The 25565-nt window shown below is 62.1% G+C and carries 24 protein-coding genes; 10 read left to right on the plus strand and 14 right to left on the minus strand.

Features of this window, described 5'->3' with window-relative positions; translation table 11 throughout:
- Positions 1 to 101 precede the first annotated feature (101 nt).
- The 8 genes from VFL62_RS17485 to VFL62_RS17520 form a co-directional block, all read right to left on the minus strand.
- Entirely contained in the window at positions 102 to 3059 is a 2958-nt protein-coding gene (locus VFL62_RS17485) for a 2-oxoglutarate dehydrogenase E1 component (RefSeq protein WP_325173637.1), read from the minus strand.
- Positions 3060 to 3194: 135 nt separating this feature from the next.
- On the minus strand, positions 3195 to 4079 hold the full coding sequence (gene sucD, locus VFL62_RS17490; protein WP_325173638.1) for a succinate--CoA ligase subunit alpha: 885 nt from the start codon (positions 4077 to 4079) through the stop codon (positions 3195 to 3197).
- A gap of 37 nt (positions 4080 to 4116) precedes the next feature.
- Positions 4117 to 4593, minus strand: a complete 477-nt coding sequence (locus VFL62_RS17495) for a DUF1579 family protein (RefSeq protein WP_325173639.1) — start codon at positions 4591 to 4593, stop codon at positions 4117 to 4119.
- Between the two features lie 169 nt (positions 4594 to 4762).
- Positions 4763 to 5959, minus strand: a complete 1197-nt coding sequence (gene sucC / locus VFL62_RS17500) for an ADP-forming succinate--CoA ligase subunit beta (protein ID WP_325173640.1) — start codon at positions 5957 to 5959, stop codon at positions 4763 to 4765.
- A 182-nt stretch (positions 5960 to 6141) separates the two neighbouring features.
- Entirely contained in the window at positions 6142 to 7110 is a 969-nt protein-coding gene (gene mdh / locus VFL62_RS17505; RefSeq protein ID WP_325173641.1) for a malate dehydrogenase, read from the minus strand.
- Between the two features lie 233 nt (positions 7111 to 7343).
- Positions 7344 to 8528, minus strand: a complete 1185-nt coding sequence (zapE, locus tag VFL62_RS17510) for a cell division protein ZapE (RefSeq protein ID WP_325173642.1) — start codon at positions 8526 to 8528, stop codon at positions 7344 to 7346.
- A gap of 281 nt (positions 8529 to 8809) precedes the next feature.
- Positions 8810 to 9346, minus strand: a complete 537-nt coding sequence (gene thpR, locus VFL62_RS17515; protein ID WP_325173643.1) for an RNA 2',3'-cyclic phosphodiesterase — start codon at positions 9344 to 9346, stop codon at positions 8810 to 8812.
- A gap of 189 nt (positions 9347 to 9535) precedes the next feature.
- Positions 9536 to 10189, minus strand: coding sequence for an arylesterase (locus VFL62_RS17520; RefSeq protein WP_325173657.1), 654 nt, complete (start codon positions 10187 to 10189; stop codon positions 9536 to 9538).
- A 61-nt stretch (positions 10190 to 10250) separates the two neighbouring features.
- Between VFL62_RS17520 and VFL62_RS17525 the strand changes: the two genes are divergently transcribed.
- The 4 genes from VFL62_RS17525 to VFL62_RS17540 all read left to right on the plus strand — a co-directional run bounded on the left by VFL62_RS17525 (position 10251) and on the right by VFL62_RS17540 (position 15211).
- Positions 10251 to 10985, plus strand: a complete 735-nt coding sequence (locus tag VFL62_RS17525) for an ABC transporter ATP-binding protein (RefSeq protein ID WP_325173644.1) — start codon at positions 10251 to 10253, stop codon at positions 10983 to 10985.
- A complete protein-coding gene (locus tag VFL62_RS17530; RefSeq protein WP_325173645.1) occupies positions 10982 to 13552 on the plus strand; it encodes an ABC transporter permease in 2571 nt (856 codons plus the stop codon). Before VFL62_RS17525 ends, VFL62_RS17530 begins: the two co-directional genes overlap by 4 nt.
- Before the next feature lie 253 nt (positions 13553 to 13805).
- Positions 13806 to 14597: a Bax inhibitor-1/YccA family protein gene (locus tag VFL62_RS17535; protein ID WP_325173646.1), complete on the plus strand. Its 792-nt coding sequence runs from the start codon at positions 13806 to 13808 to the stop codon at positions 14595 to 14597.
- A gap of 80 nt (positions 14598 to 14677) precedes the next feature.
- Complete coding sequence (locus VFL62_RS17540) at positions 14678 to 15211, plus strand: GNAT family N-acetyltransferase (RefSeq protein ID WP_325173647.1); 534 nt, start codon at positions 14678 to 14680, stop codon at positions 15209 to 15211.
- Between the two features lie 22 nt (positions 15212 to 15233).
- On the opposite strand, the gene VFL62_RS17545 is transcribed toward VFL62_RS17540, so the two are convergent.
- The 3 genes from VFL62_RS17545 to acnA form a co-directional block, all read right to left on the minus strand.
- Positions 15234 to 15605 (minus strand): DUF2794 domain-containing protein, encoded by a 372-nt coding sequence (locus VFL62_RS17545; RefSeq protein WP_325173648.1) that lies wholly within the window; start codon positions 15603 to 15605, stop codon positions 15234 to 15236.
- A gap of 460 nt (positions 15606 to 16065) precedes the next feature.
- Positions 16066 to 16833 carry a DUF1223 domain-containing protein gene (locus VFL62_RS17550; protein WP_325173649.1) on the minus strand — a complete coding sequence of 256 codons (768 nt, stop codon included), beginning with the start codon at positions 16831 to 16833 and terminating at the stop codon, positions 16066 to 16068.
- Positions 16834 to 16980: 147 nt separating this feature from the next.
- Positions 16981 to 19701: an aconitate hydratase AcnA gene (gene acnA, locus VFL62_RS17555; protein ID WP_325173650.1), complete on the minus strand. Its 2721-nt coding sequence runs from the start codon at positions 19699 to 19701 to the stop codon at positions 16981 to 16983.
- 184 nt (positions 19702 to 19885) lie between these two features.
- Here acnA and ccmA point away from each other — a divergent pair, with 184 nt between their 5' ends.
- The 5 genes from ccmA to VFL62_RS17580 all read left to right on the plus strand — a co-directional run bounded on the left by ccmA (position 19886) and on the right by VFL62_RS17580 (position 22797).
- Entirely contained in the window at positions 19886 to 20488 is a 603-nt protein-coding gene (gene ccmA, locus VFL62_RS17560; RefSeq protein ID WP_325173658.1) for a heme ABC exporter ATP-binding protein CcmA, read from the plus strand.
- On the plus strand, positions 20485 to 21153 hold the full coding sequence (ccmB, locus tag VFL62_RS17565; protein WP_325173651.1) for a heme exporter protein CcmB: 669 nt from the start codon (positions 20485 to 20487) through the stop codon (positions 21151 to 21153). The genes ccmA and ccmB overlap by 4 nt, the downstream gene beginning before the upstream one ends.
- Positions 21154 to 21234: 81 nt before the next feature.
- Positions 21235 to 21972 carry a heme ABC transporter permease gene (locus VFL62_RS17570; RefSeq protein WP_325173652.1) on the plus strand — a complete coding sequence of 246 codons (738 nt, stop codon included), beginning with the start codon at positions 21235 to 21237 and terminating at the stop codon, positions 21970 to 21972.
- 4 nt (positions 21973 to 21976) lie between these two features.
- Positions 21977 to 22150 carry a heme exporter protein CcmD gene (ccmD, locus tag VFL62_RS17575; RefSeq protein WP_325173653.1) on the plus strand — a complete coding sequence of 58 codons (174 nt, stop codon included), beginning with the start codon at positions 21977 to 21979 and terminating at the stop codon, positions 22148 to 22150.
- A 101-nt stretch (positions 22151 to 22251) separates the two neighbouring features.
- Positions 22252 to 22797 carry a DsbE family thiol:disulfide interchange protein gene (locus VFL62_RS17580; RefSeq protein ID WP_325173659.1) on the plus strand — a complete coding sequence of 182 codons (546 nt, stop codon included), beginning with the start codon at positions 22252 to 22254 and terminating at the stop codon, positions 22795 to 22797.
- A 3-nt stretch (positions 22798 to 22800) separates the two neighbouring features.
- Here the strand turns inward: VFL62_RS17580 and VFL62_RS17585 are convergent, their stop codons facing one another.
- The 3 genes from VFL62_RS17585 to ftsY form a co-directional block, all read right to left on the minus strand.
- A complete protein-coding gene (locus VFL62_RS17585; protein WP_325173654.1) occupies positions 22801 to 23418 on the minus strand; it encodes a cyclic nucleotide-binding domain-containing protein in 618 nt (205 codons plus the stop codon).
- A 154-nt stretch (positions 23419 to 23572) separates the two neighbouring features.
- Positions 23573 to 24181 carry a septation protein A gene (locus VFL62_RS17590; RefSeq protein ID WP_325173655.1) on the minus strand — a complete coding sequence of 203 codons (609 nt, stop codon included), beginning with the start codon at positions 24179 to 24181 and terminating at the stop codon, positions 23573 to 23575.
- A gap of 71 nt (positions 24182 to 24252) precedes the next feature.
- A complete protein-coding gene (ftsY, locus tag VFL62_RS17595; protein WP_325173656.1) occupies positions 24253 to 25191 on the minus strand; it encodes a signal recognition particle-docking protein FtsY in 939 nt (312 codons plus the stop codon).
- A gap of 47 nt (positions 25192 to 25238) precedes the next feature.
- Between ftsY and VFL62_RS17600 the strand changes: the two genes are divergently transcribed.
- On the plus strand, positions 25239 to 25565 hold a 327-nt coding region (locus tag VFL62_RS17600; RefSeq protein ID WP_325173660.1), incomplete at its 3' end, for an RNA pseudouridine synthase.

The following is a 25565-nucleotide window of genomic DNA, read 5'->3' on the forward strand; positions in this document are numbered from 1 at the left end:
CTCCGTGAAAGCGGAGGATCCAGTACTCCGGAGGCGTTGCGTGAGAGTCAAACAGCGCGGCGTACTGGATACCCCGCCTGCGCGGGTATGACCGATCGTGTCTAGTTCAGCGCCTCGTCGAGCAACGCCTTGAGCTGCGCCAGATGTTTGGACATCAAACCGGTTGCGGTCGCAGCCGCCGCCGCGCGTCCGGCGTAGCGGGGGCGCTTGTAGGTCGCGTTGACCTGGTTCAGCACCCACTCCAGATAGGGCTCGATGAAGTGCCAGGCGCCCATGTTGCGCGGCTCTTCCTGACACCAGACGATCTCCGCACCCTTGAAGCGCGTCAGCTCGGCCACCAGCGCCTTCAGCGGCACCGGGTAGAGCTGCTCGATGCGCATCAGGTAGATGTCGTCGACGCCGCGCTTTTCGCGTTCTTCGTAGAGGTCGTAATAGACCTTGCCCGAGCACAGCACGAGGCGCCTGATCTTCTCGTCCGGCACGAGCTTGATCTTTTCGTCCGGCAGCATCTGGGCGTCATCGTAGAGGATGCGGTGGAAGGTCGTTGCCTCACCCAGTTCGTCGAGCCGCGACACCGCGCGCTTGTGGCGCAGCAGCGACTTCGGCGTCATCACGATCAGCGGTTTGCGGATTTCGCGATGCAGCTGCCGCCGCAGCACGTGGAAGTAATTCGCCGGGGTGGTCGGATAGACCACCTGCATATTGTCTTCGGCGCAGAGTTGCAGGTAGCGCTCGAGCCGTGCCGAGGAATGTTCGGGCCCCTGCCCCTCATAGCCGTGCGGCAGCAAGCAGACGAGACCCGACATACGCAGCCATTTGCGCTCGCCCGACGAGATGAACTGGTCGAACAGCACCTGCGCGCCGTTGGCGAAGTCGCCAAACTGCGCTTCCCACATCGCCAGCGCATTCGGCTCGGCGAGCGAGTAGCCATATTCGAAGCCGAGCACGGCTTCTTCCGACAGCAGCGAGTTGATGACCTCATAATGGCCCTGATCGCCGCCGAGATGATTGAACGGCGTGTAGCGGCTTTCGTCTTCCTGATCGATCAGCACCGAATGACGCTGCGAGAACGTGCCGCGCTCGGAGTCCTGACCCGACAACCGCACGTGATGGCCTTCCTCCAGCAGCGAGCAGAACGCCAGCGCCTCGCCCGTCGCCCAGTCGATGCCGACGCCGCTGTCGATCGCCTTGGCGCGGTTGTCGAGGAAGCGCTGGATGGTGCGGTGAACGCGGAAGCCGTCCGGCACCTTGGTGATCTTGCGGCCGATATCCTTCAACTTGGCCGTGCTGACGCCGGTGACGCCGCGGCGCGCGTCTTCTTCCTGATCGGCGATCTTGAAGCCGGCCCACTTGCCGTCGAGCCAGTCGGCCTTGTTGGGCTTGTAGCCGACGCCCGCCTCGAACTCGGCATCGAGCCGCGCGCGCCAGTCAGCCTTGGCCTTCTCGACTTCGCCCTCGGTCATCACGCCCTCGGCCACCAGCCGCTTGGCGTAGATTTCGAGCGTCGACGGATGCGAGGCGATCTTCTTGTACATCACCGGCTGGGTAAACGCCGGCTCGTCCCCCTCGTTATGGCCGTGGCGGCGGTAGCAGAACATGTCGATCACGACCGGCTTGTGGAACTTCTGCCGGAACTCGATCGCGACCTTGGCTGCGAACACCACCGCCTCGGGATCGTCGCCGTTGACGTGGAAGATCGGCGCATCGATCATCTTCGCCACATCGGATGGATAGGGCGAGGAGCGCGAGTAGCGCGGATAGGTCGTAAAACCGATCTGGTTATTGACGATGAAATGCAACGAACCGCCGGTGCGATAGCCCTTCAGGTCCGACAGGCTGAAACATTCGGCCACCACGCCCTGGCCGGCGAACGCAGCGTCGCCGTGCATCAACAGCGGCAGCACCGAAATGCGCATGTCCGGCGGATCGCCGTGCTGGTCCTGCTTGGCGCGCACCTTGCCGAGCACGACAGGGTCGACGATTTCAAGATGCGAGGGGTTGGCGGTCAGCGACAGGTGAATCCTGTTGTTGTCGAACTCGCGGTCCGACGAGGCGCCGAGATGGTATTTGACGTCGCCGGAACCTTCGACCACGTCGGGATTGGCCGAGCCGCCCTTGAATTCATGAAACAACGCGCGATGCGGCTTGCCCATCACCTGCGTCAGGACGTTGAGGCGCCCGCGATGCGGCATGCCGAGCACGATTTCCTTCACGCCGAGATTGCCGCCGCGCTTGATGATCTGCTCGAGCGCCGGGATCAGCGATTCGCCGCCATCGAGGCCGAAGCGCTTGGTGCCGGTGAACTTGAGATCGCAGAACTTTTCGAAACCTTCGGCCTCGACCAGCTTGTTGAGGATCGCGCGCCGGCCTTCCGGGGTGAACGAAATCTCCTTGTCCGGCCCCTCGATGCGCTCCTGAATCCACGCCTTCTGCGCGGCGTTGGAGATGTGCATGAATTCGACACCGAGCGTCTGGCAGTAGGTACGCTCGCAGATCGCGACGATCTCGCGCAAGGAGCCGTATTCGAGGCCGAGCACGTGATCGAGGAAAATCTTGCGGTCGAAGTCGGCTTCGGTGAAGCCATAGGAACGTGGGTCGAGTTCTTCACGGTCGCGCGGCGCCTCGATGCCGAGCGGGTCGAGCTTGGCGTGGAAATGGCCGCGCATCCGGTAGGCGCGGATCAGCATCAAGGCGCGCACCGAATCGCGCGTGGCCTGATGGACGTCAGCGGAGGTAACTTCCGTGCCCGCGACCTGGGCCTTCGCAGCGATCTTCTTGCCGACAGCCTTTTCGACTTCCACCCAGTTGCCATCGAGCGCGGAGGTCAGGTCATCCTGGGGGGTGATCGGCCAGTTGGCCTTACCCCATGACGGTCCCTCGGCGTTCTTGCGAACGTCGGCAGGCGCATCCTTCAGGCTTTTGAAAAACTCCTGCCACTCGGCATCGACCGAAGACGGATCAGTTTCGTAGCGGGCGTAGATTTCGTCGATATAGGTGGCGTTTGTGCCCTGCAAAAACGAGGAAAGGGCAAAAGCAGCGTTCGCGTCCTGGCGAGACATGGGGGCGTCCTGGTGATTTCTTCATCGCGCGTGACAGACGGCGCGGAGACCGGTCTGCAAGAAGCAGACCGGCGGGTTGAGAACCTCTACCCCATTTAAGAAGAAACTTCGCCCCGAAAAGAACCAAAAAGTGAATTAGGATTTCAACTTTTCAACGAGGGTCTTTCCGAGCCGCGCCGGGGACGGAGAGACGGTAATTCCGGCCGATTCCATCGCTGCCGTCTTCGATCCGGCGTCGCCTTTGCCGCCGGAGATGATGGCGCCGGCATGACCCATGCGCCGGCCGGGGGGCGCCGTGACGCCAGCGATGAAGCCGACCATCGGCTTCTTGCGGCCGCGCTTGGCCTCGTCCTTGAGGAACTGGGCGGCGTCCTCTTCGGCCGATCCGCCGATCTCTCCAATCATAATGATCGAGGTGGTCTTTGGGTCCGCCAGGAACATCTCGAGCACGTCGATGAATTCGGTGCCCTTGACCGGGTCGCCGCCGATCCCGACCGCCGTGGTCTGGCCGAGGCCTTCCTGCGACGTCTGGAACACCGCTTCATAGGTCAGGGTGCCGGAACGCGACACGATGCCGACATTGCCGGGGCGGAAAATATTCGCCGGCATGATGCCGATCTTGCATTCGCCGGCCGTCATGACACCCGGGCAATTCGGCCCGATCAGGCGCGACTTCGATCCGCTGAGCGACCTTTTCACCTTGACCATGTCCTGCACCGGAATGCCTTCGGTGATGCAGACGATCAAGGGAATTTCCGCATCGATCGCTTCGCAGATCGCATCCGCCGCACCCGGCGGCGGCACATAGATCACGGAAGCATCCGCTCCGGTTTTCTCGCGCGCCTCGCGAACGGTGTCGAACACCGGCAGGTTGAGGTGCGTCGAGCCGCCTTTGCCGGGCGAGGTGCCGCCGACCATCTGGGTGCCGTAGGCGATCGCGGCTTCCGAATGGAAAGTGCCGTTCTTGCCGGTGAAGCCCTGGCAGATGACCTTGGTATTCTTGTCGATCAGAATGGACATGGATGAGACTGCCTTCGCACGGTAATCGATAAAGTGGTCAGTGAATTCGCTTGTAGACGCCGGTGATCACGTCGGACCACCCTTCGGCATCGGGCGAGTATTGGATTTTCATCGCGTAACTGTTGTCGTCGATGACTTCGTAGACGTGGCGCGCATTGCCGCGCAGCGAGCCGCGCACCAGGATCAGCGACTTGCCGGTCCAGCCGCCGGAAGCCGGCGACGGCGGGTAGTAACCGAGCGAGTCATGCCAGAACAATTTGTAGAGGCGGTCGTCGCGGTCGTAGGTGAAGACGCCGTGGGTGGCGAAGATCTCCTGGCCGTCGCGGCTCTGGCGCGCGTCCTGGATCAGGTAAAAGCCGTTGAGATCGATGCGGGCTGAGACCTTGGACGTTGCCGGTCCGCCGGCAGTCCAGCGCGAGGGATAGACCATCTCTTCGCCCGCCCATTCGCCGGCGAACACAGCAAGCCTGCGGTGTTCTTCGAGCGGCGCGGGCGCGGCGAGATGATCGGCCATAGGCTAGAGCTCCGATTCCGAAGTTCGCATGATATTGCCGCAACCCTCTGATGCGAACTTCGGAATCAAAGGAGCTCTAGTCATCGCATGGTCTTCTGGTGCGGTTTTGAATTTGAAGTCCCTATGACGAATGTGCAGCGAAACTGATAGGAACTTCAAATTCACCGCACTAGCCTCCCTTGACGGCCTTGACGATCTTCTGCGCGGCGTCGTCGAGATCGTCCGCCGGCAGCACGTTGAGGCCGGATTCGCGGATGATCTTCTTGCCGGCGTCGACATTGGTGCCTTCGAGGCGAACGACCAGCGGCACCTTGAGGCCGACTTCCTTCACCGCGGCGACCACGCCCTCGGCGATGACGTCGCACTTCATGATGCCGCCGAAGATGTTGACGAGAATTCCCTTCACGTTGGGATCGGCGGTGATGATCTTGAAAGCGGCCGCGACCTTTTCCTTGCTGGCGCTGCCGCCGACATCGAGGAAGTTCGCCGGCGCCATGCCGTAGAGCTTGATGATGTCCATCGTCGCCATGGCCAAGCCGGCGCCATTGACCATGCAGCCGATGGTGCCGTCGAGCGCGACGTAGTTGAGATCGTATTTCGAAGCCTCGATTTCCTTGGCATCCTCCTCGGTCTCGTCGCGCAGGACGACGATCTCCGGATGCCGGAACAGCGCGTTATCGTCGAACGACACTTTGGCGTCGAGCACGCGAAGCTGGCCCTGCTTGGTGACGACCAGCGGATTGATCTCAAGCATCGCCATGTCCTTGGCGACGAACGCGGTATAGAGCTGGGCGGCGAGCTTCTCGGCCTGCTTGGCCAGATCGCCGGTGAGCTTGAGCGCTTTCGCAACGGTGCGGCCGTGATGGCCCATGATGCCGGTCGCGGGGTCGACAGAGAAGGTGACGATCTTCTCAGGCGTCTTGTGCGCGACTTCCTCGATGTTGACGCCGCCTTCGGTCGACACCACGAACGACACTTCTGAGGTTTCGCGGTCGACCAGGATCGAAAGATAGAACTCCTTGTCGATGTCGGAGCCGTCTTCGATGTAGAGGCGGTTGACCTGCTTGCCCTGCGGACCGGTCTGCACTGTCACCAGCGTAGCGCCCAGCATCTGCTTGGCGAATTCATTGACCTCGGCGACGGATTTCGCGATGCGAACGCCGCCTTTGCCGCCGGCGGAGGCTTCCTTGAACGTGCCCTTGCCGCGACCGCCGGCATGGATCTGACTCTTCACCACCCAGACCGGGCCGGGAAGGCTTTTTGCGGCGGCTTCGGAATCGGCGGCCTTGAGCACCGGCACACCCTTGGAAATGGCGACGCCGAATTCAGCCAGCAGCGCCTTGGCCTGATATTCATGGATATTCATCTGGACGTTCCCCGAAACCTTGGACCCGAACCCTCGGGCCGCGGCGCGTTTGCAAATTCACACCAGCCTTTACTCTGGCATACCATATACCAAAAGAACTGCAACCCGGACTGACTTAAACAGCTTCAAAAAGCGAAATGCCGGAAATCGAAACTTCGATTCCCGGCAAAATCCCTTTCAAGTCACCGACCTAGAAGATCCGGTGCGATCTTCTTGCAGGCATCGACCAGCCCCTGCACCGCCCCGACCGACTTGTCGAAGGCCTCACGGTCCTTGCCGGCGAGTTCGATTTCGACGATCCGCTCGACGCCCTTTGAGCCGATCACCACGGGCACGCCGACATACATATCCTTCACGCCATATTCGCCGTTGAGATAGGCGGCGCAGGGCAGCACGCGCTTCTTGTCCTTCAGATAGCTCTCGGCCATCGCGATCGCCGACGCCGCGGGCGCGTAGAACGCCGAACCGGTCTTGAGCAGGTTGACGATCTCGGCGCCGCCGTTGCGTGTGCGATCAACGATCTCGTCGACGCGAGCCTGCGAGGTCCAGCCCATCTTGACGAGGTCGGGCAGCGGAATGCCCGCCACCGTCGAGTAGCGCACCAGCGGCACCATGGTGTCACCGTGACCGCCGAGCACGAAGGCGGTGACGTCTTCGACCGAGACGTTGAACTCGTCGGCGAGGAAATAGCGGAAGCGCGCCGAATCCAGCACGCCGGCCATGCCGACCACCTTCTTGTGCGGCAGGCCTGAGGCCTTCTGCAGCGCCCAGACCATCGCGTCGAGCGGGTTGGTGATGCAGATGACGAAGGCGTCGGGCGCGTATTTCTTGATGCCCGCGCCGACCTGCTCCATCACCTTCAGATTGATCGAAAGAAGATCGTCGCGGCTCATGCCGGGCTTACGCGGCACACCGGCGGTGACGATGCAGACGTCGGCGCGATCGAGCGCTTCATAGGAATTGGCGCCGGTGAGCTGGGAATCGAAGCCGTCGACGGGCGAAGACTGCGCGATATCGAGCGATTTACCTTGGGGCACGCCCTCGGCAATGTCGAACATCACGACATCTCCGAGTTCCTTCAGGCCGACGAGGTGAGCCAGCGTTCCGCCGATCTGGCCGGAGCCAATCAGAGCAATCTTGTTGCGCGCCATGGGGAAGTCCTTCAGCGATGGAGGTGAATGAAAGCCGTTTGAGGCTGGTTATCCCTTCTCACCGGCTCGTTCAAGCCGCGGCGTGCTCAATTGTAGGTCTGCCTTTCATTCCGGGGCTCACCAACGGGTCGCACGAATGGGCGCCCTATGACAGGCTCCGCGAGAACCCGGAATCTCGAACCAAACACCTGGATTCCGGGTTCGCGCTGGCGCGCGCCCCGGAATGACGATGCTTACGTCTCGACCAATCCGGTGGTCGAACCGCTGGCCGCGGAATCCTTGTGGCCGTGCGGCCTCCCTAAATAGGATTCCGAGCCCATTTCGATCAGCCGCGACGATGTCCGCTTGAATTCGTTCGCCTCATTGCCCTCGCTCGCCAGATAGAGCGAGAGCGGATCGGCAGCGGCGGAGGCCATCAGCTTCACGCCGTTATCGTACAGCGTATCAATCAGCGTGATGAACCGCTTGGCGGCATTGCGCTCGCCATAATCCATCACCGGAATGCGATCGATGAAGATCGTATGATAGTCGCGTGCGAGCCGAAGGTAGTCGGATGCGGCGAGCGGCTGCTCACAAAGTTCGGCAAAGGAAAAACGCGCCACACCGTGCGACGAGCACGGCACATGCAGCGTGCGGCCCTTGATCGAAATATCGCGAGAACGACACGGCGCGTTGCCGGTGAGCTTTGCCCAGGCCACATCGAGCGCTGCGGCGGCTGTGGCGTCCGCCGGCACCAGCCACATCTTTACACCGGCAAGTTTTTCCAGCCGGAAATCGGTGCGGGCATCGAGCCGCAACACGCTCATATGCTCTTCGATCTGCGCGATGAAGGGAAGAAACAGCGCGCGATTGAGCCCGCCCTTGTAGAGCTCTTCGGGGGCGACGTTGGAGGTTGCGACCACCACCGTGCCGAGTTCGAACAAACGCGCGAACAGCCGCCCGAGGATCATCGCATCGGCAATGTCGGTGACGTGGAATTCATCGAAGCAGAGCAGCCAGGCCTGCTCGAAGATCGCATTGGCGGTGAGCGCGATCACATCGCCGTCGGGGATTTGCCCGCGCGCAATCTCCTGCCGAAAGCCGTAGATGCGCTCGTGCACCTCGGCCATGAATTCGTGAAAATGGGCGCGGCGCTTGTGCTCGACCGGACAGGCCTGGAAAAACAGGTCCATCAACATCGTCTTGCCGCGGCCAACCTCGCCGTGAACATAGAGCCCGCGCGGCGGCGCCTGATCCTTGTCTGCAAACAGCCGCCCGAGCAGGCCCTGCTTGCGCGGCGGCTTGTAATCCGAAAGCTTTAGCTCAAGCTCACCAAAAGCCTCCGCGACCTCGCGCTGGGCGGCGTCGGGCTCGATCGCCCCCGATGCGACGAGCTCTTCGTAAGTTTTCAGGAAATACGCAGGCGATGGAGACAACATGGGCCTATTCTAGTGGAGTGGATTTAAAATTCGCTAGCCACCCGGCCGAGGGCTCGTCTAGCGAATGTCTAATCCAAAAACCCACTAAAACCTCTATTTGCTAGTGGTCCTTTGATTCTAACATTTGCAAAAGTGCCTGCCTTACAAGGATGCAAATGTTAGAATCGGACCACTAGGGCCCCAGCGTAAGGAAAAATGCAAGGTGGAAAGCCGCAGACGGGCATGCGCGGCGCCAATCCCGCACCGCAGTCGCGCGCGACATACGGGTGGCGACGATCGCCTCACGCGCTTAGCGCATAGGAATCCTCAACCACATAGGGTCCGCCGCCCGTGGAGGCGCGGGACGAAAACAGCACAAAGCGCGAGGCCGTAAACACCCGGGTCGGGAAATAGCCGCGCACCGAAAGATAGTCGGCGACATCCCGGGCATCCGCGTCGCGCAGCCGCGCCAGCGTGACATGGGGCGTGAATTTTCTGCCCTCGGGATCGAGACCGATCCGCTGCATCATTCGTTCAAGCTCGGCCTGCAATTCGATCAGCGGCCGGCTCGGGGCGATGTTGGCGACTACCGCGCGCGGTTTTTTGCCGCCGAAACTTGAAAGGCCCTGCACCGCAACCTCGAACGGCTTGCGATTGACCCGAAACAGCATCGAGGCGATCTCGTTCGCCGAGACGCCGTCGATATCGCCGATGAAACGAAGGGTGACGTGGTAGTTTTCGGGGTCAATCCAGCGGGCTCCGGGCAGTCCACCGCGCAACGAAGAAAGCGTTTGGCCAATTTCGGGGGGAATTTCCAGTCCGGTAAACAGACGCGGCATCGCTCAACTCCCGATGCTGGAACATGATTCGGAAAAGAGAGTAACAGCTTTCCCTAAAGATCACGTTCTCTAACAGGCCCCGGCGACGAATCACCGGCACTAATTTTTACCGCAGTTATGTGACTCTGCGAAGCAGATCCCGTTAACCGATCGGTAAAGGTCCACGGCATTGCTCCTCCTGTTCGTTTTTCAGCTCGCGCGCCGTGATATCGAGCCGAGAAATGCCTCAACGCTAGGCAAGATTCTTTTGACGATGATGTCAATTCCCTCCGCCGTCGGATGCATGCCATCGGCCTGGTTCACTTTGGCATCGGCGGCGACGCCGTCGAGAAAAAACGGATAGAGCGGCACGCCGGCCGATTTGGCGAGATCCGGATAGATCGAGTTGAAGCGGACCGCGAAATCGTTGCCATAATTTGGCGGCGCCAGCATCCCGCACAACATCACCGCGATGCCTCGCGCCTTCAGCTTGGTCACGATGTCGGTCAGCGCCGCACGGGTGACGGCGGGATCGGTGCCGCGCAGCGCGTCATTGGCGCCGAGTTCGACGATGACGGCCTGCGTGCCCTCGGGCACCGACCAATCGAGCCGGTCGCGGCCGCCCGACGCCGTGTCGCCGGACACGCCGGCATTGGTCATATCGACCTCTATCCCCTTAGCTTTCAAGGCCTTTTGCAGCTTGGCCGGGAATGCATCGGCACCGGCGAGGCCGTATCCGGCGCTCAAGGAATCACCGAGCACCACCAGCTTGAGCGGGGCACTGCCGACCGCGGTCGAAGACTGTGCCAAGGCCGGCCCGGCGACCAGTTCCGAAACCGCCAGCAACAAAACGCACACAAGCATGTGCTTGAACATGGGCAAGAGCCTCTCGACCGCCGCACCAGAACTACCATATGAGCGAGTTATGGACAGTCTCACAAAACCCTCATCTGTATCCGGCCTTGCACCGGACAGCATTTCGCTCTCCAACGTCAACCTGTCGCTCGGCTCAGGCGCGGCGCGCGTCCACATTCTCAAGGACATCAGCCTGCGTGTCGCTTCCGGTGAGGCACTTGGCCTGATCGGGCCGTCAGGTTCGGGAAAATCGACACTCCTGATGGTGATGGCGGGGCTTGAGCGCCCCGACAGTGGAGAGGTGGTTGTGAGCGGGACCGCTTTCAATGCCCTCAATGAGGATGCCTTGGCGCGCTTTCGGGGCCGTCAGGTCGGCATCGTATTTCAGTCGTTTCACCTGATCCCGACCATGACGGCGCTGGAGAATGTCGCAGTCCCGCTTGAACTCGCCGGCAGCCGCGATGCCTCCGAGCGCGCCGCGCAGGAACTGGCGTCCGTCGGTCTCGGCGACCGCCTGCATCACTATCCGACGCAGCTTTCCGGCGGCGAGCAGCAACGCGTGGCACTGGCACGCGCGCTGGCGCCCGATCCGGCCATCCTGGTCGCGGACGAGCCGACCGGCAATCTCGATGAGACCACCGGCAAGCAGATCATCGATCTCCTGTTCACCAAGCACGCCGAGCGCGGCATGACGCTGGTGCTGGTGACGCACGACGCCTCGCTGGCGCATCGCTGTGACCGCGTCATCCGGTTGCGTTCGGGCCGCATCGATATGCAAGTTGCGGGGCGCGATACCGCCTCATGACCATCGTTGCCGAACCCGCGACCGCTAACCCGCCGGCTTCGCTTCCGCTGCGCTACGCCTTGCGCGAGTTGCGCGGGGGCTTGCGCGGCTTCTACGTCTTCATCGCCTGCATTGCGCTTGGCGTCATGACGATTTCCGGCGTCGGGTCGGTGGCCGCCAGTCTCGGCGATGGGCTGGCGCGCGAAGGCCGCACGCTGCTCGGTGGCGACGTCGCCTTCTCGCTGTTTCAACGCGAGGCGAAGCCGGAAGAAATCGCGGTCCTGCGCGCGCGCGGCGAAGTGTCGTCGATTGCAACGCTGCGCGGCATGGCGCGCACAGCCGACGATCGCCTGGCGCTGGTCGAGATCAAGGCGGTTGACGGTCGCTATCCGATGCTGGGGCATTTGTCGCTCGAGCCGGAACTGCCGGTCGACGATCTCTTGGCCGAACGCGACGGCGCTTTCGGCGCGGCCGCCGATCAGACGCTCCTGACCCGGCTCGATCTCAAGCTTGGCGACCGCGTCCATGTCGGCCAGGCGAGTTTCCAGATCCGCAGCATCGTCAGCGCCGAACCGGACAAACTCGCCGGCGGCCTCGGATTCGGTCCGCGATTTCTGGTCAGCGAAGCCGCGCTTCGCGCCAGCCAACTGCTGCAACCCGGCAGCCTGGTGCGCTGGACCTATCGGGTGAAGCTGCCGGACGAGGCAAGCGGCAGCCGCAGCACCACCCGCTTCATCGACGACGTGCGGCAGGCGCTGCCGCAAGCCGGATGGGAAGTCCGTTCTCGTGACAACGCCTCGCCACAGCTCGAACGCACGATCCAGCGCTTCACCCAGTTCCTGACCCTGGTTGGTCTCGCGGCGCTGCTGGTCGGCGGCGTCGGGGTCGCCAACGCAGTCAAAAGCCATATCGATCGGCGGCGCGATGTGATCGCAACTTTCAAGGCGGTCGGCGGCACCGGCCGCGACGTGTTTGCGATCTATCTCACGCAGGTGATCGGGCTTGCCCTGATCGGCTCGGCGATCGGGCTTGCCGCCGGCGCCGCACTGCCGTTTCTCATCGTGCATCTGTTCGGCAAGCTGCTGCCGCTGCCGATCGAGCCCACGCTGCATCCAGCCGAACTGGCGCTGTCGCTGGTCTACGGGCTTCTGACCGCGCTCGCCTTCGGCATGTGGCCGCTCGGTCGCGTTCACGACGTCCCGGTCGCGGCGCTGTTCCGGGACACTGTCGCCAGCGCCTGGCACCGCCCGCGCTGGCGTTACCTCGCCTCGATGGCGGCCGTGATTGTCTTGCTGATCGCCGTTGTCGTCGGCCTGTCCTACGACAGGCGCGTCGCCACCATTTTCGTGGTGTCGTCGATCGCGGTCTTCGCCTTGCTGCGCGGCGTCGCCGCGCTGCTGATGGCGCTGGCGCGCCGCCTGCCGCGCAGCGAAATGACCATGCTGCGGCTTGCGATCACCAACGTCTATCGGCCCGGTGCGCTGACGCCGTCGGTCGTGCTCTCGCTCGGCCTCGGCCTCGCGGTACTGGTGACCATCACCCAGATCGACGGCAACCTGCGGCGGCAATTCATGGCGGCCCTGCCCGAGCGCGCGCCCTCGTTCTACTTCATCGACATTCCCTCAACCGACGCCGACCGTTTCAGCGCGTTCCTGAAGCAGGCCGCGCCCGGATCGACGGTCGAGGAAGTGCCGATGCTGCGCGGGCGGATCGTCTCGGCACGCGGCGTCAGGGCGGAAGATCTCAAGCCCTCTACCGACGCCGAATGGGTGCTTCAAAGCGACCGCGGCCTGACCTCGACCGGCGAAATTCCGAAGGGCTCGAAGATCGTCGAGGGCGCCTGGTGGGACGCGGACTATAGCGGGCCGCCGCTGGTTTCGATCGAGAAGAAAATCGCCGACGGGCTTGGTCTGAAAGTCGGCGACGAGATCGTGGTCAACGTGCTCGGCCGCGATATCTCGGCGAAGATCGGCAACATGCGCACGATCGACTGGCAGGGGCTCGGCATCAATTTCGTGCTGGTGTTCTCGCCCAATGCCTTCAAGGGCGCCCCTCATACCCACATCGCGACCTTGACCGAGCCTCATCCAAGCGCGGCGACGGACGCGGCGATCGTCAAATCCGTGGCCGGGGCCTTCCCGATGGTGACAAGCGTCAGGGTTCGCGAGGCGCTGGAGACCATCGGCTCGGTCGTCAGCAATCTCGTGCTGGCGATTCGCGGCGCCAGCGCCATCACCCTGGTTTCGGCGATCCTCGTGCTTGGTGGCGCCCTGGCTGCCGGCCACCGCCACCGGGTCTATGATGCGGTCATCCTCAAGACGCTCGGCGCAACCAGAGCACGCCTGCTTGGCGCCTACGCCATCGAGTACCTGTTGATCGGCCTTGCCACCGCTGTCTTTGGCGTGATCACGGGCTCGCTTGCTGCATGGCTGATCGTCACCCGCCTGATGACGTTAAGCTTTGTCTGGCAGGCCGGCAGCGCCGCCGGGGTCGTAGCCTCCGCGCTCGTGGTCACGGTCGGGCTCGGACTGGCCGGAACGCTGCTCGCCCTCAATCAAAAGCCCGCGGCGGTGCTGAGAAACCTCTGAATCCGCAAGCTGGCCTCAGCCCATATAAAAATTGTATAAAAGTTCGAATCCGATACGGACCGCTTGTCGCACGCGCTCGCGACATTCAGCCGCGCGTGGACGCTTGCGGCGAATGTGTTACTTTCCCAAATATCGCGTCGAGACCAGACACCGCTTCATGACGCAAAATTAATGTCGGGAAGCGGCGATATCTGGGGTAATTTTAGCTGGCGAGGCGAAACTTGCCTGCCAGACAACCAACAGGAATTCGACCATGTCGGACCTAGACCGCAACTATGCCTCCCCCTTCGGCCGGGCCGCCGGGCGCGTTGATGCCGCGACCGTCGATGCCGGTCTGCGCGCGTACATGCTGCGCATCTACAATTACATGACGATCGGCCTTGCCATCACCGGCTTCGCCGCGCTTGGCGTTTACATGGCCGCCGTGACCACCGATCCGTCAGGTGCCGCTGCCAAGATCGGCAACGCGTTCCTGACCCCGTTTGGCTACGCAATGTTTGTCAGCCCGCTAAAGTGGCTGTTCATCCTCGCGCCGCTGGCGATGGTGTTCGTGATCTCGGCCGGGATCAACCGTCTGGCGCCTTCGACCGCCCAGCTCTTGTTCTGGGTGTTCTCGGCGCTGATGGGTATTTCGCTGTCCTCGATCTTCCTGGTGTATACGCACACCTCAATCGTGCGCGTGTTCTTCATCACCGCCGCCTCGTTTGGTGCGCTGAGCCTGTATGGCTACACCACGCGGCGTGACATGACCGGAATGGGATCGTTCCTGATGATGGGCCTGTTCGGCATCATTATCGCGAGCCTGGTGAACCTGTTCCTCGCCAACGGAACCATGGGCTTCATCATTTCGGTGGTTGGGGTCCTGGTGTTCGCTGGCCTGACCGCCTGGGACACCCAGCGTTTGAAGAACGATTACATCTATGGCTATGCCAGCGCGGGCGGTGACGTGGCAGAGCGGGCGGCAATTACCGGCGCCCTGTCGCTCTACCTGAACTTCATCAACCTGTTCACGCTGCTCTTGCAGCTGCTCGGACAACGCGAGTAACGCTTCAACGACAAACGACCAAAGCCCCGGCGTCATTGCCGGGGCTTTTCTTTTGGGCGCGGCGAAAATAGTCTGCGGCGATGTCTCCGCTCGAAATCAGGCCGACCACGACCGCCGACCTGCCCGCCATCACCGAGATCTACGACCACGCGGTTCGCCAGGGAACCGCAACCTTCGAGCTCGTGCCGCCAGACCTGGCCGAAATGACGCGCCGCTTTCACGCGCTGGCCGATGGCGGCTTCCCTTATTTTGTCGCGCTGCTGGATGGCGATGTCGTCGGCTACACCTATGCGAGCTCTTATCGGCCGCGGCCTGCCTATCGTTTCACAGTGGAGAATTCGGTCTATCTGCGACCTGCGATTCACGGCCGCGGCATCGGCCGGCGGTTACTCGAACGGCTGATCATCGAATGCGAAAGACGCGGCTTCCGGCAGATGATCGCGGTCATTGGGGATTCGGCCAATGCCGCCTCGGTCGGCGTGCACGCGGCGTGTGGTTTTCAGATGATCGGAACCCACCCGAATGTTGGCCTCAAATTCGGCCGTTGGCTGGACACAGTGATGATGCAGCGAGAACTCGGCGAGGGGGCGGGCACGGTGCCGTCGACCGGTTAAAGGCCGTGGCGCGCTGTTACGGTCAGACCACCGCCAGTTTGCGGTCGATCACCAGCAAGACGCGATCGAGCTCGTGGCCACGGCGCAGAATGAGGCCACTGGCCGAAATCACGCTGTACATGCCCTGTTTGCGCGCGAGCCGCGGATCTTTCTCGATCCGATAAAGCGGAACTTCGGAGGCGCGGCGGAAAATCGAGAACACCGCGCGATCGCGCAGGAAGTCGATGGCATAATCGCGCCACTCGCCGTCCGCGACCATGCGCCCATACAGATTCAGAATGCGATTGAGTTCAAGACGATTGAACGTCACCCGGTTCGCCATGACGCCCGCAGCGCCCGGCCGCGCCGCGGCGCGTGCCTCGCTTGGATCGGCATCCTCCGAGATCAAACTCATGGCACATCTCCTGTCATCTTTATTACATGATTGCGCCGACCGGGCGGCTCCGCAAGGGGCGGCAGCCGCGAAGCGGGCCCAAAAACGCGCGCCGGCGCCTGCAACTTTCGACGCTGACGGACTTTCGATGCCGTCACGGGATCGTTAGCTCAATCATAATACCGCCCTACTTCCGCCCACGGTGCGCCGCGCTGGACTGCGATAAGAATCACCTGCGTTGGCCCGGTCCTTTCGATACCGGATTCCTCAGCCCCCAGCCCCCCGGGGTCGTCGGGACCGGGTCTAGCGCAGAGTATTGATCCGTGACTGGACCAACGCGAGTTGGTCCTTTTCTTTTTTCGGCAAGATGTCGGTCTCGATGCGGCAAACGGACCGAAACGTCCGCGAGAGCGACCGCGCAAACTCGATCGCCCGATGCAAGCCGGGTTTTTCTCCGAATGTTAGTTTGGAAAAGCTCCGCTCAGTGCAGCGTCGTATAGGCCGCGCCTAACATCGGGCCGGGCCGATCGCGGCTTCCATCCTGAACGAACACGGCAGCGGCATCGATCCCTTCCCGGGAAATGTTCTCCAATGGAACCGTCCAGCTTCCAGGAGTGCCGTTCCAGTCGCCGACTTTCAACACATTGCGGACCACGTTGTAATAGGTCAGCTCGCGGCCGCGATTTTCGCCGCGCGCGATCGAGATCGGCACCGCCTTGGAGATCGAGCAGATCCAGACCTCGGCATGCGAGGCCAGCGGAGGTCCGTTCGAAGCGGCGACCGAGACGGTAATCTGTTTGCCGTTCAGCTTCATCGACACCGGCACCGACATCACGCCGTCGCTTTCGCGTGTGACCTCGATTGCACGCTCGATCTCGCCGCGATCGCTGCCGATCACATGAGCCTCGCCATTCACGATCGCCTGCGGCGTGTAAACATCGCGGTCGCCGCGCATCAGCGAGTAGGCCTTCTGGCGGGCCGAGAAGCGCGAATCCGCCAGCGTGTCCTTCCAACCCAGATAATCCCAGTAGTCGATCGGCATGCTCAGCGCGATCACGCTCGGATCCTGGGCGAGTTCGCCGATCACCTTGTCGGCGGGCGGGCAGGACGAACATCCTTGCGAGGTGAAGAGTTCGACGACAGCGCGGGGCTCCGCAGCCACAGCAGGACGGATGACCGCCACGATTGCACAGACGCCGAGGGCGCCCGACCAGCGTGAAATCGAATTACAGGCCATCATCATCGTCATACTGGACCCGGGAAATCGTTGTTCGACAACTCGCCGCTAGCATCTAACGGACCACAAAGCCAATGGCTTCGTACGGGCAAGAGCAGCCTTTTTTAGGCTGCCCGCCCCCTGGTCGCTACTCACTTCGCGGTGAGCCCCCGATCACAATTACGCGGCAAGCTTTCGCAGCACGTAGTGCAAAATGCCGCCATTCCGATAGTAATCCAGCTCGTCCAGCGTATCGATCCGGCAGAGCAAGGAGATACGCTGCAGCGCACCGTCACCGGAGACGATCTCGGCGGTTAACTTTTGACGCGGCTTCAGGTCGCCCTGCAACCCGCGTATGGTTACTTTCTCGTCGCCCTTCAGTCCAATCGACTGCCAGGAAGCGCCGTCCTCGAAGGTCAGCGGCAGCACGCCCATGCCGACCAGGTTGGAGCGATGAATGCGCTCGAAGCTCTGGCAGATCACGGCGCGCACGCCGAGCAGCCGGGTGCCCTTCGCGGCCCAGTCGCGCGACGAACCGTTGCCGTATTCGGCGCCGGCGAACACGACCAGCGGCACGCCCTCTTCCTGATACTTCATCGCTGCGTCGTAGATCGACATCTGCTCGCCATCGGGCCAGTGCTTGGTCATCCCGCCCTCGGGAATGTTGCCGTCCGCGCCCTTCAGCATGAAGTTCTTGATGCGGATATTGGCGAAGGTGCCGCGCATCATCACTTCGTGGTTGCCGCGCCGCGTGCCGTATTGATTGAAGTCGGCCGGGCGCACCTGATGTTCGCTGAGGAATTTTCCGGCGGGCGACGTCAGCTTGATCGAACCGGCCGGCGAGATGTGGTCGGTCGTGATCTTGTCGCCGAACATCGCAAGGATCCGCGCATCGACCACGTCCTTGATCGGCTCCGGCTCCTTCTTCATGCCTTCGAAGTAAGGCGGGTTCTGCACATAGGTCGAGCTCATGTTCCAGCGGAAGGTTTCGCTTTCCGTGGTCTTGATCTTGCGCCAGTTGGTGTCGCCCTTGAACACGTCGGCATAGCGCTTCTTGAAGATCGAGGCGGTGACGAATTTCTTCATCATCGCATTGATCTCTTTCGCGGTCGGCCAGATGTCCTTCAGATAGACCGGCTTGCCATCCTTGCCTTCGCCGATCGGCTCGACCGCAAGATCCTTTCTCACCGTGCCGGCGAGCGCGTGCGCGACGACCAGCGGCGGCGAGGCCAGATAGTTCGCCTGCACGTCCGGCGAGACGCGGCCTTCGAAGTTGCGGTTGCCCGACAGCACCGCGGCGGCGACGATGCCGTTATCGTTGATCGATTTCGAAATCTCTTCCGGCAGCGGGCCGGAATTGCCGATGCAGGTGGTGCAGCCGAAGCCGACGAGATTGAAGCCGACCTTGTCGAGATCCGTCTGCAGGCCGGAATTGGCGAGATATTCGGCCACCACCTGGCTGCCTGGCGCGAGCGAGGTCTTCACCCACGGCTTGACCTTCAATCCCTTGGCAACGGCCTTGCGGGCCAGCAGCCCGGCGCCAATCAGAACGCTGGGATTCGAGGTGTTGGTGCAGGAGGTGATCGCGGCAATGACGACGTCGCCATGGCCGAGATTGAAGTCGCGATTTTCGACCGGATAGCGCGTCTCGCCGTCGGCGCTCTTCTTGTATTCGTTGGCCAGCGCGCCGGCAAAGCCTTCGGCGACCGCCGGCAAGGCCACGCGTCCCTCCGGGCGCTTCGGACCGGCCATCGAGGGCACGACGTCCTTGAGGTCGAGGACGAGCGTGGTCGTGAAAACCGGATCGGCGGACTTGGCGTCGCGGAACAAGCCTTGCGCCTTGGCATAGGACTTGACCAGCGCCACGCGATCGTTCTTGCGGCCCGACGTCTTGAGATAATCGATGGTTGCGGCATCGACCGGGAAGAAGCCGCAGGTCGCGCCATATTCGGGCGCCATGTTGCCGATGGTGGCCTTGTCCGCGACCGAGAGATAATCGAGACCGGGACCGAAGAACTCGACGAACTTACCGACCACACCCTGCTTGCGCAGCATCTGCGTGACCGTGAGGACGAGGTCGGTCGCGGTGACGCCTTCCTTGAGCTGTCCCTTGAGTTTGAAACCGACGACGTCCGGCAGCAGCATCGAGAGCGGCTGGCCGAGCATGCAGGCTTCGGCCTCGATGCCGCCGACGCCCCAGCCAAGCACCGCAAGGCCGTTGACCATCGTGGTGTGCGAGTCGGTGCCGACGAGCGAGTCCGGATAGGCGACCTCAAACGTGCCCTTCTTCTTGCCGACGGTCAGCTTCTCCTTCTTGGTCCACACCGTCTGCGCGAGATATTCGAGATTGACCTGGTGGCAGATGCCGGTGCCGGGTGGCACCACGGAGAAATTCGAAAACGCCTTCTGGCCCCACTTCAGGAATTCGTAGCGCTCCTGATTTTGCTTGTATTCCTCGGTCACGTTCTTGGCGAAAGCCTTGTTGTCGCCGAAGAAGTTCACGATTACCGAGTGGTCGATCACGAGATCGACCGGCACCAGCGGGTTGATCTTCTCGGCATCACCGCCGAGATTCTGCATCGCGTTGCGCATGGCGGCGAGATCGACCACCGCGGGAACGCCGGTGAAATCCTGCATCAGCACGCGCGCCGGACGGAAGGCGATCTCGTGTTCGAGCGTGCGCTTCTTCAGCCATTTGGAGACGGCGACGATGTCTTCTTTCTTGACGGTGCGGCCGTCTTCATTGCGCAACAGGTTCTCGAGCAGAACCTTCATCGAATAAGGAAGCCGGGATATCCCCTTCAGACCATTCTTCTCGGCGGTGGGCAGGCTGTAATAGACGTAGGTCTTGCCGCCAACCTTGAGGGTTTTCTGGCACTTGAAGCTGTCGAGAGAGGTCATGTGAGGCAATCCCAAATTGTCGGTTCATACCCGGCGAAGGTATTTTAGTACCAACCAAGGCGGTTGGCTAACGATCCCACCCCATGCGGATTGTGCGGCGAGTCAAGTTCCGGCTTATAGAATCTTTCAACAATCGCCGCCACACCGAGAAGCGATCAATAGCGATGCAGAGATCGGAGACGTAATGCGGCTCTCGGGACGCGGAGTGAGATGTGTGCGGGGCGGCCGAGAGGTGTTTTCCAGCCTCGATTTCGACGCGAATGCCGGCGAGGCCGTGGCAGTGGTCGGCCCGAACGGATCAGGCAAAACCTCGTTGCTGCGGCTGATTGCCGGCCTGCTGGCACCCGCCGGCGGATCGATCCTGCTCGACGGCGGTGACCGCGAATTCACGCTTGCCGAGCAGTCCCACTATCTCGGCCATCGCGACGCAATGAAGCCGGCGCTCAGTGTGGCGGAAAACCTGGCCTTTTGGCGAGACTTTCTCGGCGGGGAGACCTCCGATCTGGCCGAGAGCCTCGCAACCGTCGAACTCGATCACGCCGCCCATTTGCCTGCGGCCTATTTGTCCGCCGGCCAGCGGCGGCGGCTGTCGATTGCGCGCCTGCTGTGCGTGCAACGGCCGATCTGGCTGTTGGACGAGCCAACCAATGCGCTGGACACTGCCGGGCAAAAGCTGTTCGCCGGCGTGATGTCGGAGCATCTTTCGCGCGGCGGCCTGATCATCGCCGCAACCCACACCCCGCTCGGCGTGGCCACGCGCACCTTGCGCGTTGGAGACAGCCTGTGAGCGCGCTTTCTGCGCTGATGCGCCGGGATATAAGGATCGCGCTGCGCGTCGGCGGCGGCGCCTTGATCGGCGTCTTTTTCTTTCTCACTGTTGTCGTGTTGATGCCGTTTGCAATCGGACCGGACCTCGCACTGCTCGCGCGACTGGGACCCGCGATCCTTTGGCTCGGCGCGCTGCTTGCAAGTTTGCTGACGCTCGAACGGCTGTTCGCCGCCGATCACGATGACGGCTCGCTCGATCTGATCACGATGAGCCGAACCCCGCTGGAACTGGCCTGCGCGGCCAAGGCGCTGGCGCATTGGCTCGCCGCCGGACTGCCGCTGATCGTTGCGACACCCGTGCTGGGATTGCTGCTCAACCTCGAGGTCAGCGCGACCGCGGCGGTGGCGCTGACGCTGCTCGCCGGCACGCCGGCGCTGACCTTTATCGGCATGATCGGCGCTGCGCTGGCGGTGACGCTGCACCGGGGCGGGCTATTGCTCGCAGTGCTGGTCTTGCCGCTCTCCATCCCCGTACTGATCTTTGGCGTTGCGGCTTCGGAAGCCGCGATCACCGCACCTTTGAACTTCGGCGCACCGTTTTCGATCCTGTGTGCGTTATCGCTGTTTGGGCTGGTTGTCGGGCCCTTCGCCGCGGCCGCCAGCCTGCGGCACGGACTGGATTGACGCCGACTTGATATCCATCAACTCTCGCTGAAGGCGTTCATGCCAATTGCCTGCAACGCGCCGGACCATTAACAGGATGCCATGACGCTGATCGACCTCGCCAATCCGACCCGGTTCCTTGGCTTCACGGCGCGGCTGTTGCCGTGGCTGATCGCCGCGACGGTCATCCTGCTCGGGCTTGGCCTTTACCAGTCGGCGATGGCGCCTGACGATTACCAGCAGGGCGCGACCGTGAAGATCATGTTCATTCACGTGCCGAACGCCTGGTTGTCGATGTTCGTCTGGGGCGTGATGAGCATTGCTGCGCTCGGCACGCTGGTGTGGCGGCATCCGCTCGCCGACGTCGCCGCGAAAGCCGCCGCGCCGATCGGCGCGGCCTTCACCTTTTTGGCACTTGTCACCGGCTCGCTCTGGGGCCGGCCGATGTGGGGCACCTATTGGGAGTGGGATGCGCGGCTGACGTCGGTGCTGATCCTGTTTCTGATGTATCTCGGCCTGATCGCACTGTGGCGGGCGGTCGAAGACCCTTCGCGCGCCGCGCGTGCCGCAGCGGTGCTGACATTGGTCGGGGCCGTCAACCTGCCGATCATCAAGTTTTCCGTCGACTGGTGGAACACGTTGCACCAGCCGGCATCGGTCATGCGGCTCGGCGGCTCGACCCTCGACCGCGCCTTTCTGATTCCGCTTTTGGTGATGGCGCTGGCGTTTTCGCTGCTGTTCCTCACGCTGCATCTGGCGGCGATGCGCAACGAAATCCTTCGCCGGCGCGTTCGGGCGATGCAGATGGTCCAGGCGCAAGCCGGCCGGCGCGTGGGCTAACACAATGTCGCTCGGACCCTATGCGAGCTTTATCGCGGCCTCCTATCTGGTGGTCCTCGTGGTCGTGATGCTGCTGATCGCCTGGATCGTCATCGATTATCGCACCCAGAAGCGCCGCCTGACCGAGCTTGAGTCCAAGGGGATCACCCGCCGCTCCCAGCGCCGGACGACGGACTAACGCGGCGAATTGAAGGTCCTTATCAGGTCTTAGACATGAGCACGCCCCAAAGATCGATCGACGCATCGAACGAGACGACGACGCGAGGCTCGCGCTGGCTGATGGCCCTGCCGCTTGTCGTCTTTGCCGCACTGGCAGCACTGTTCTGGTTGCGGCTCGGCAACGGCGATCCGTCGCGGATTCCCTCGGCCCTGATCGGCCGTCCAGCGCCGCAAACTCCGCTGCCGCCGCTCGAAGGCCTTGTTAACGATGGCGCCGCGGTTCCCGGCCTCGATCCTTCCGTCTTCAAGGGCAAGGTCAGCATCGTCAATGTCTGGGCGTCGTGGTGCGTGCCCTGTCACGACGAGGCTCCGCTCCTGACCGAGCTCGGCCACGACAAGCGCCTGCAGATCGTCGGCATCAACTACAAGGATGGCGCCGACAACGCCCGCCGTTTTCTCGGCCGCTACGGCAATCCGTTCGGCATCGTCGGCGTCGATACCAACGGCCGCGCCTCGATCGAATGGGGCGTCTATGGGGTACCCGAAACCTTCATCGTTGGCCGCGAAGGCACTATTCTCTACAAGCTCGTGGGGCCGGTGACATCGGACAATATCAACACCGTGCTGCGGACAGAAATCGACAAGGCGCTCAAGGCGGGCTCCTGAGCATCAATTCGGCCGCCCGGGCGGTGGCGATGTCAGCGACAGGTTGTGGAACAGCCGCTTGCTGACGAGGTGCAGAAAATAGAACCCGAACTTGGGGTCCTGCACATAGAGCTGCTTGACGTGCTCATAGCTGATCCGGAGCAATTCGCCGCTCGCCGTGCATTCGACGGTCGCCGTCCGCGCCTGACCGGCATTCAACAAGCCGAGTTCGCCGAACACCTCGCCGGTTTGAAGATCGACGCCGCGCTCCCTGACGCGGAAACAGCCTGAAACGATAAAGAACATCTCGTCGGCCGGATCGCCGCGGCGGAACACGATCTCGCCAGCGGAAAGGGATTTCGTCGTGCTGAACGGTTTGACCCAATTCAGATTGAGGTCCTGCCTGGTCGCTTCCTCGATTTGTTTGATCAGCCTCCGCATCTGATACAGCCTCAGGAGGTTGAGCGGCAGCAGGATCAGATGAAGCACAAGCACCGGATAGGCGTCGACCGCATATCCGTAACCAATGAAAAGGAAATTGCTGACAATGCCGGCGACCCGAAGCGGCACCATGGTCTTCATGTAGAACGTCACGAAAACACATGCTGCGGCTGCGTAACCGAGCAGTTCTGCGTGGGTCACTGATCGCCTCCCCGCGGCAGGCAACTGAGTCTCAAAAGGGAGGCAAGCTTGCCGATGATTTGCCGAAATGCAAGCCGGGCGGACGGACCGGCGCGCATAGCATCCGCTGCGGCCGGTTAGGCGACGGCCACCGCGCGTTCAGGCCACCGCGCGTTCAATTCGAATTGTTGCCGACATTGCCTTCGGCCGCATCGCTGGCTTCGAGGGACACCGGTTCGAGCTGGAAGCGCTTGATCAGCGGCATCTGGATGATCGCAAATGCCATCGTCAGCGGGATCACGCCGAAAGCCTTGAAGCCGACCCAGAAATCAGTGGTCTGCGTGCGCCAGATGACTTCGTTGAGGACTGCCATGCAAAGAAAGAACAGCGCCCAGCGCACCGTCAGAATCCGCCAGCCCTTTGGCGTGAGGTTGAACACCTGATCGAACAGGATGGCGATAAAGGATCGGCCGAACAACAGACCGCCGCCGAGAACCAGCGCAAACAGCCCATAGATGATGGTCGGCTTGACCTTGATGAAGGTTTCGTCGTGAAGCACGAGCGTCAGCGTGCCGAACACCAGCACCACGACGCCGGTGACAAGCGCCATCAGCGGCACATGCCGCGTCACGACGTAGGAGGCTGCCATCGCAGCGACGATCGCCACCATGAACGCAGCGGTAGCGACGAACAGGTGAAACTTGGCGTTCGCAATGAAGAATACGAGCAGCGGCCCCAATTCGGTGGCGAGCTTGAACAGCGGATGCGGCTGGGTCTTGTCCATGGATGAAGCCTATATCTCGTCTTTTATTTGATGCATGCCCTTGTCCGAAAACCGGTTCCCACTTTTCGGGGTCATGCATCGATTCCGGCGATCGCCTTGGCGAAATCCGCGGCCGTGAACGGCGCGAGATCGTCGATGCCTTCGCCGACGCCGATGAAATGCACCGGCAACTTATATTTTTCCGCCAGCGCCACCAGAATGCCGCCGCGCGCCGTTCCGTCGAGCTTCGTCATCACCAGGCCCGTGACCCCTGCCGTACGATGAAACGCGTCGACTTGGGAGAGCGCGTTTTGTCCCACCGTGGCATCGAGCACCAGCAGCACTGCGTGCGGCGCGGTGTCGTCAACCTTTCGGATGACGCGAACCACCTTTTCGAGTTCGTTCATCAACTCGGCCTTGTTCTGCAACCGCCCGGCGGTGTCTATCAGCAGCACGTCGCGCTTGTCGTCGCGTGCCGACGATAATGCGTTGAAGGCAAGGCTCGCGGAATCCGATCCTTGCGCGCCTGATATCACCGGCGACTTCGTTCGCTCGCCCCAGACCTTCAACTGCTCGATCGCGGCCGCACGGAAGGTATCGCCCGCCGCCAGCATCACCTTGCGGCCCTCTGCGGAGAATTTTGCGGCGAGCTTGCCAATGGTCGTGGTCTTGCCGGAGCCATTGACGCCGACAACCAGAATGACGAACGGCTTCTTTGCCTCTTCGACGCTCAAAGGCTTCGCCACCGGCGTCAGCACTTTTTCGACCTCGCTCGCCACCACTGCCTTGACCTCGTCGGCCGAGATCGACTTGTCATAGCGGCCTTGACCGACGGCTTCGGAAATACGCGCGGCAACTTCGGTTCCGAGATCGGCGCGAAGCAGCACATCCTCGATGTCATCGAGCATGGCGCGATCGAGCTTGCGCTTGGTCACGAGGTCGGCGACCGCCGTGCCCAGCGAACTCGACGTCCGCTTCAATCCGCTGGACAGCCGGCGCCACCAGCTCTGTTTAGGTGCTTCCTCAGTCATGGCGGGGTGTGTTAGCCCTTTCAGCTCACAAACGAAAGACTTGTAAATTGCTCGATGTTCCTCAATTGACGGCGGAACAGATTCAGGCCCGCGTGCTTCATCGCGACGGGTTAATGCTTGTGATTGACAAGCCCGCAGGGCTTCCCGTGCATCGCGGCCCGAAGGGCGGAGCGAACCTCGAAGCCTCCTTCGATGCCTTGCGATATGGCCTGCCCCGCCCGCCGGTGCTGGCACATCGGCTCGACAAGGACACCTCGGGCTGTCTCGTGTTGGGACGCCACCGCAAGGCAACGGCCTCGCTCGGGCTTTTGTTCAAACACGGCAAGATTTCAAAAACCTATTGGGCGGTCGTCGAGGGCGGCCCGAACGAAGAT

The organism is Bradyrhizobium sp. (genome assembly GCF_035701725.1).
In the GTDB taxonomy this organism is placed as follows: Bacteria; Pseudomonadota; Alphaproteobacteria; order Rhizobiales; family Xanthobacteraceae; genus Bradyrhizobium.

What these genes read in the sequence shown, in the direction of transcription:
- VFL62_RS17580 (WP_325173659.1), top strand. Translation starts at nt 22,252, where the DNA reads ATGGCCCTGCCGCTTGTCGTCTTTGCCGCACTGGCAGCACTGTTCTGG.
- mdh (WP_325173641.1), bottom strand. Translation starts at nt 7,110, where the DNA reads ATGGCGCGCAACAAGATTGCTCTGATTGGCTCCGGCCAGATCGGCGGA.
- VFL62_RS17590 (WP_325173655.1), bottom strand. Translation starts at nt 24,181, where the DNA reads ATGGACAAGACCCAGCCGCATCCGCTGTTCAAGCTCGCCACCGAATTG.
- ftsY (WP_325173656.1), bottom strand. Translation starts at nt 25,191, where the DNA reads ATGACTGAGGAAGCACCTAAACAGAGCTGGTGGCGCCGGCTGTCCAGC.
- VFL62_RS17495 (WP_325173639.1), bottom strand. Translation starts at nt 4,593, where the DNA reads ATGGCCGATCATCTCGCCGCGCCCGCGCCGCTCGAAGAACACCGCAGG.
- VFL62_RS17550 (WP_325173649.1), bottom strand. Translation starts at nt 16,833, where the DNA reads ATGACGATGATGATGGCCTGTAATTCGATTTCACGCTGGTCGGGCGCC.
- VFL62_RS17545 (WP_325173648.1), bottom strand. Translation starts at nt 15,605, where the DNA reads ATGAGTTTGATCTCGGAGGATGCCGATCCAAGCGAGGCACGCGCCGCG.
- VFL62_RS17530 (WP_325173645.1), top strand. Translation starts at nt 10,982, where the DNA reads ATGACCATCGTTGCCGAACCCGCGACCGCTAACCCGCCGGCTTCGCTT.
- VFL62_RS17520 (WP_325173657.1), bottom strand. Translation starts at nt 10,189, where the DNA reads ATGCTTGTGTGCGTTTTGTTGCTGGCGGTTTCGGAACTGGTCGCCGGG.
- acnA (WP_325173650.1), bottom strand. Translation starts at nt 19,701, where the DNA reads ATGACCTCTCTCGACAGCTTCAAGTGCCAGAAAACCCTCAAGGTTGGC.
- ccmD (WP_325173653.1), top strand. Translation starts at nt 21,977, where the DNA reads ATGTCGCTCGGACCCTATGCGAGCTTTATCGCGGCCTCCTATCTGGTG.
- VFL62_RS17540 (WP_325173647.1), top strand. Translation starts at nt 14,678, where the DNA reads ATGTCTCCGCTCGAAATCAGGCCGACCACGACCGCCGACCTGCCCGCC.
- VFL62_RS17535 (WP_325173646.1), top strand. Translation starts at nt 13,806, where the DNA reads ATGTCGGACCTAGACCGCAACTATGCCTCCCCCTTCGGCCGGGCCGCC.
- thpR (WP_325173643.1), bottom strand. Translation starts at nt 9,346, where the DNA reads ATGCCGCGTCTGTTTACCGGACTGGAAATTCCCCCCGAAATTGGCCAA.
- VFL62_RS17570 (WP_325173652.1), top strand. Translation starts at nt 21,235, where the DNA reads ATGACGCTGATCGACCTCGCCAATCCGACCCGGTTCCTTGGCTTCACG.
- sucC (WP_325173640.1), bottom strand. Translation starts at nt 5,959, where the DNA reads ATGAATATCCATGAATATCAGGCCAAGGCGCTGCTGGCTGAATTCGGC.
- VFL62_RS17485 (WP_325173637.1), bottom strand. Translation starts at nt 3,059, where the DNA reads ATGTCTCGCCAGGACGCGAACGCTGCTTTTGCCCTTTCCTCGTTTTTG.
- sucD (WP_325173638.1), bottom strand. Translation starts at nt 4,079, where the DNA reads ATGTCCATTCTGATCGACAAGAATACCAAGGTCATCTGCCAGGGCTTC.
- zapE (WP_325173642.1), bottom strand. Translation starts at nt 8,528, where the DNA reads ATGTTGTCTCCATCGCCTGCGTATTTCCTGAAAACTTACGAAGAGCTC.
- VFL62_RS17525 (WP_325173644.1), top strand. Translation starts at nt 10,251, where the DNA reads ATGGACAGTCTCACAAAACCCTCATCTGTATCCGGCCTTGCACCGGAC.
- ccmA (WP_325173658.1), top strand. Translation starts at nt 19,886, where the DNA reads ATGCGGCTCTCGGGACGCGGAGTGAGATGTGTGCGGGGCGGCCGAGAG.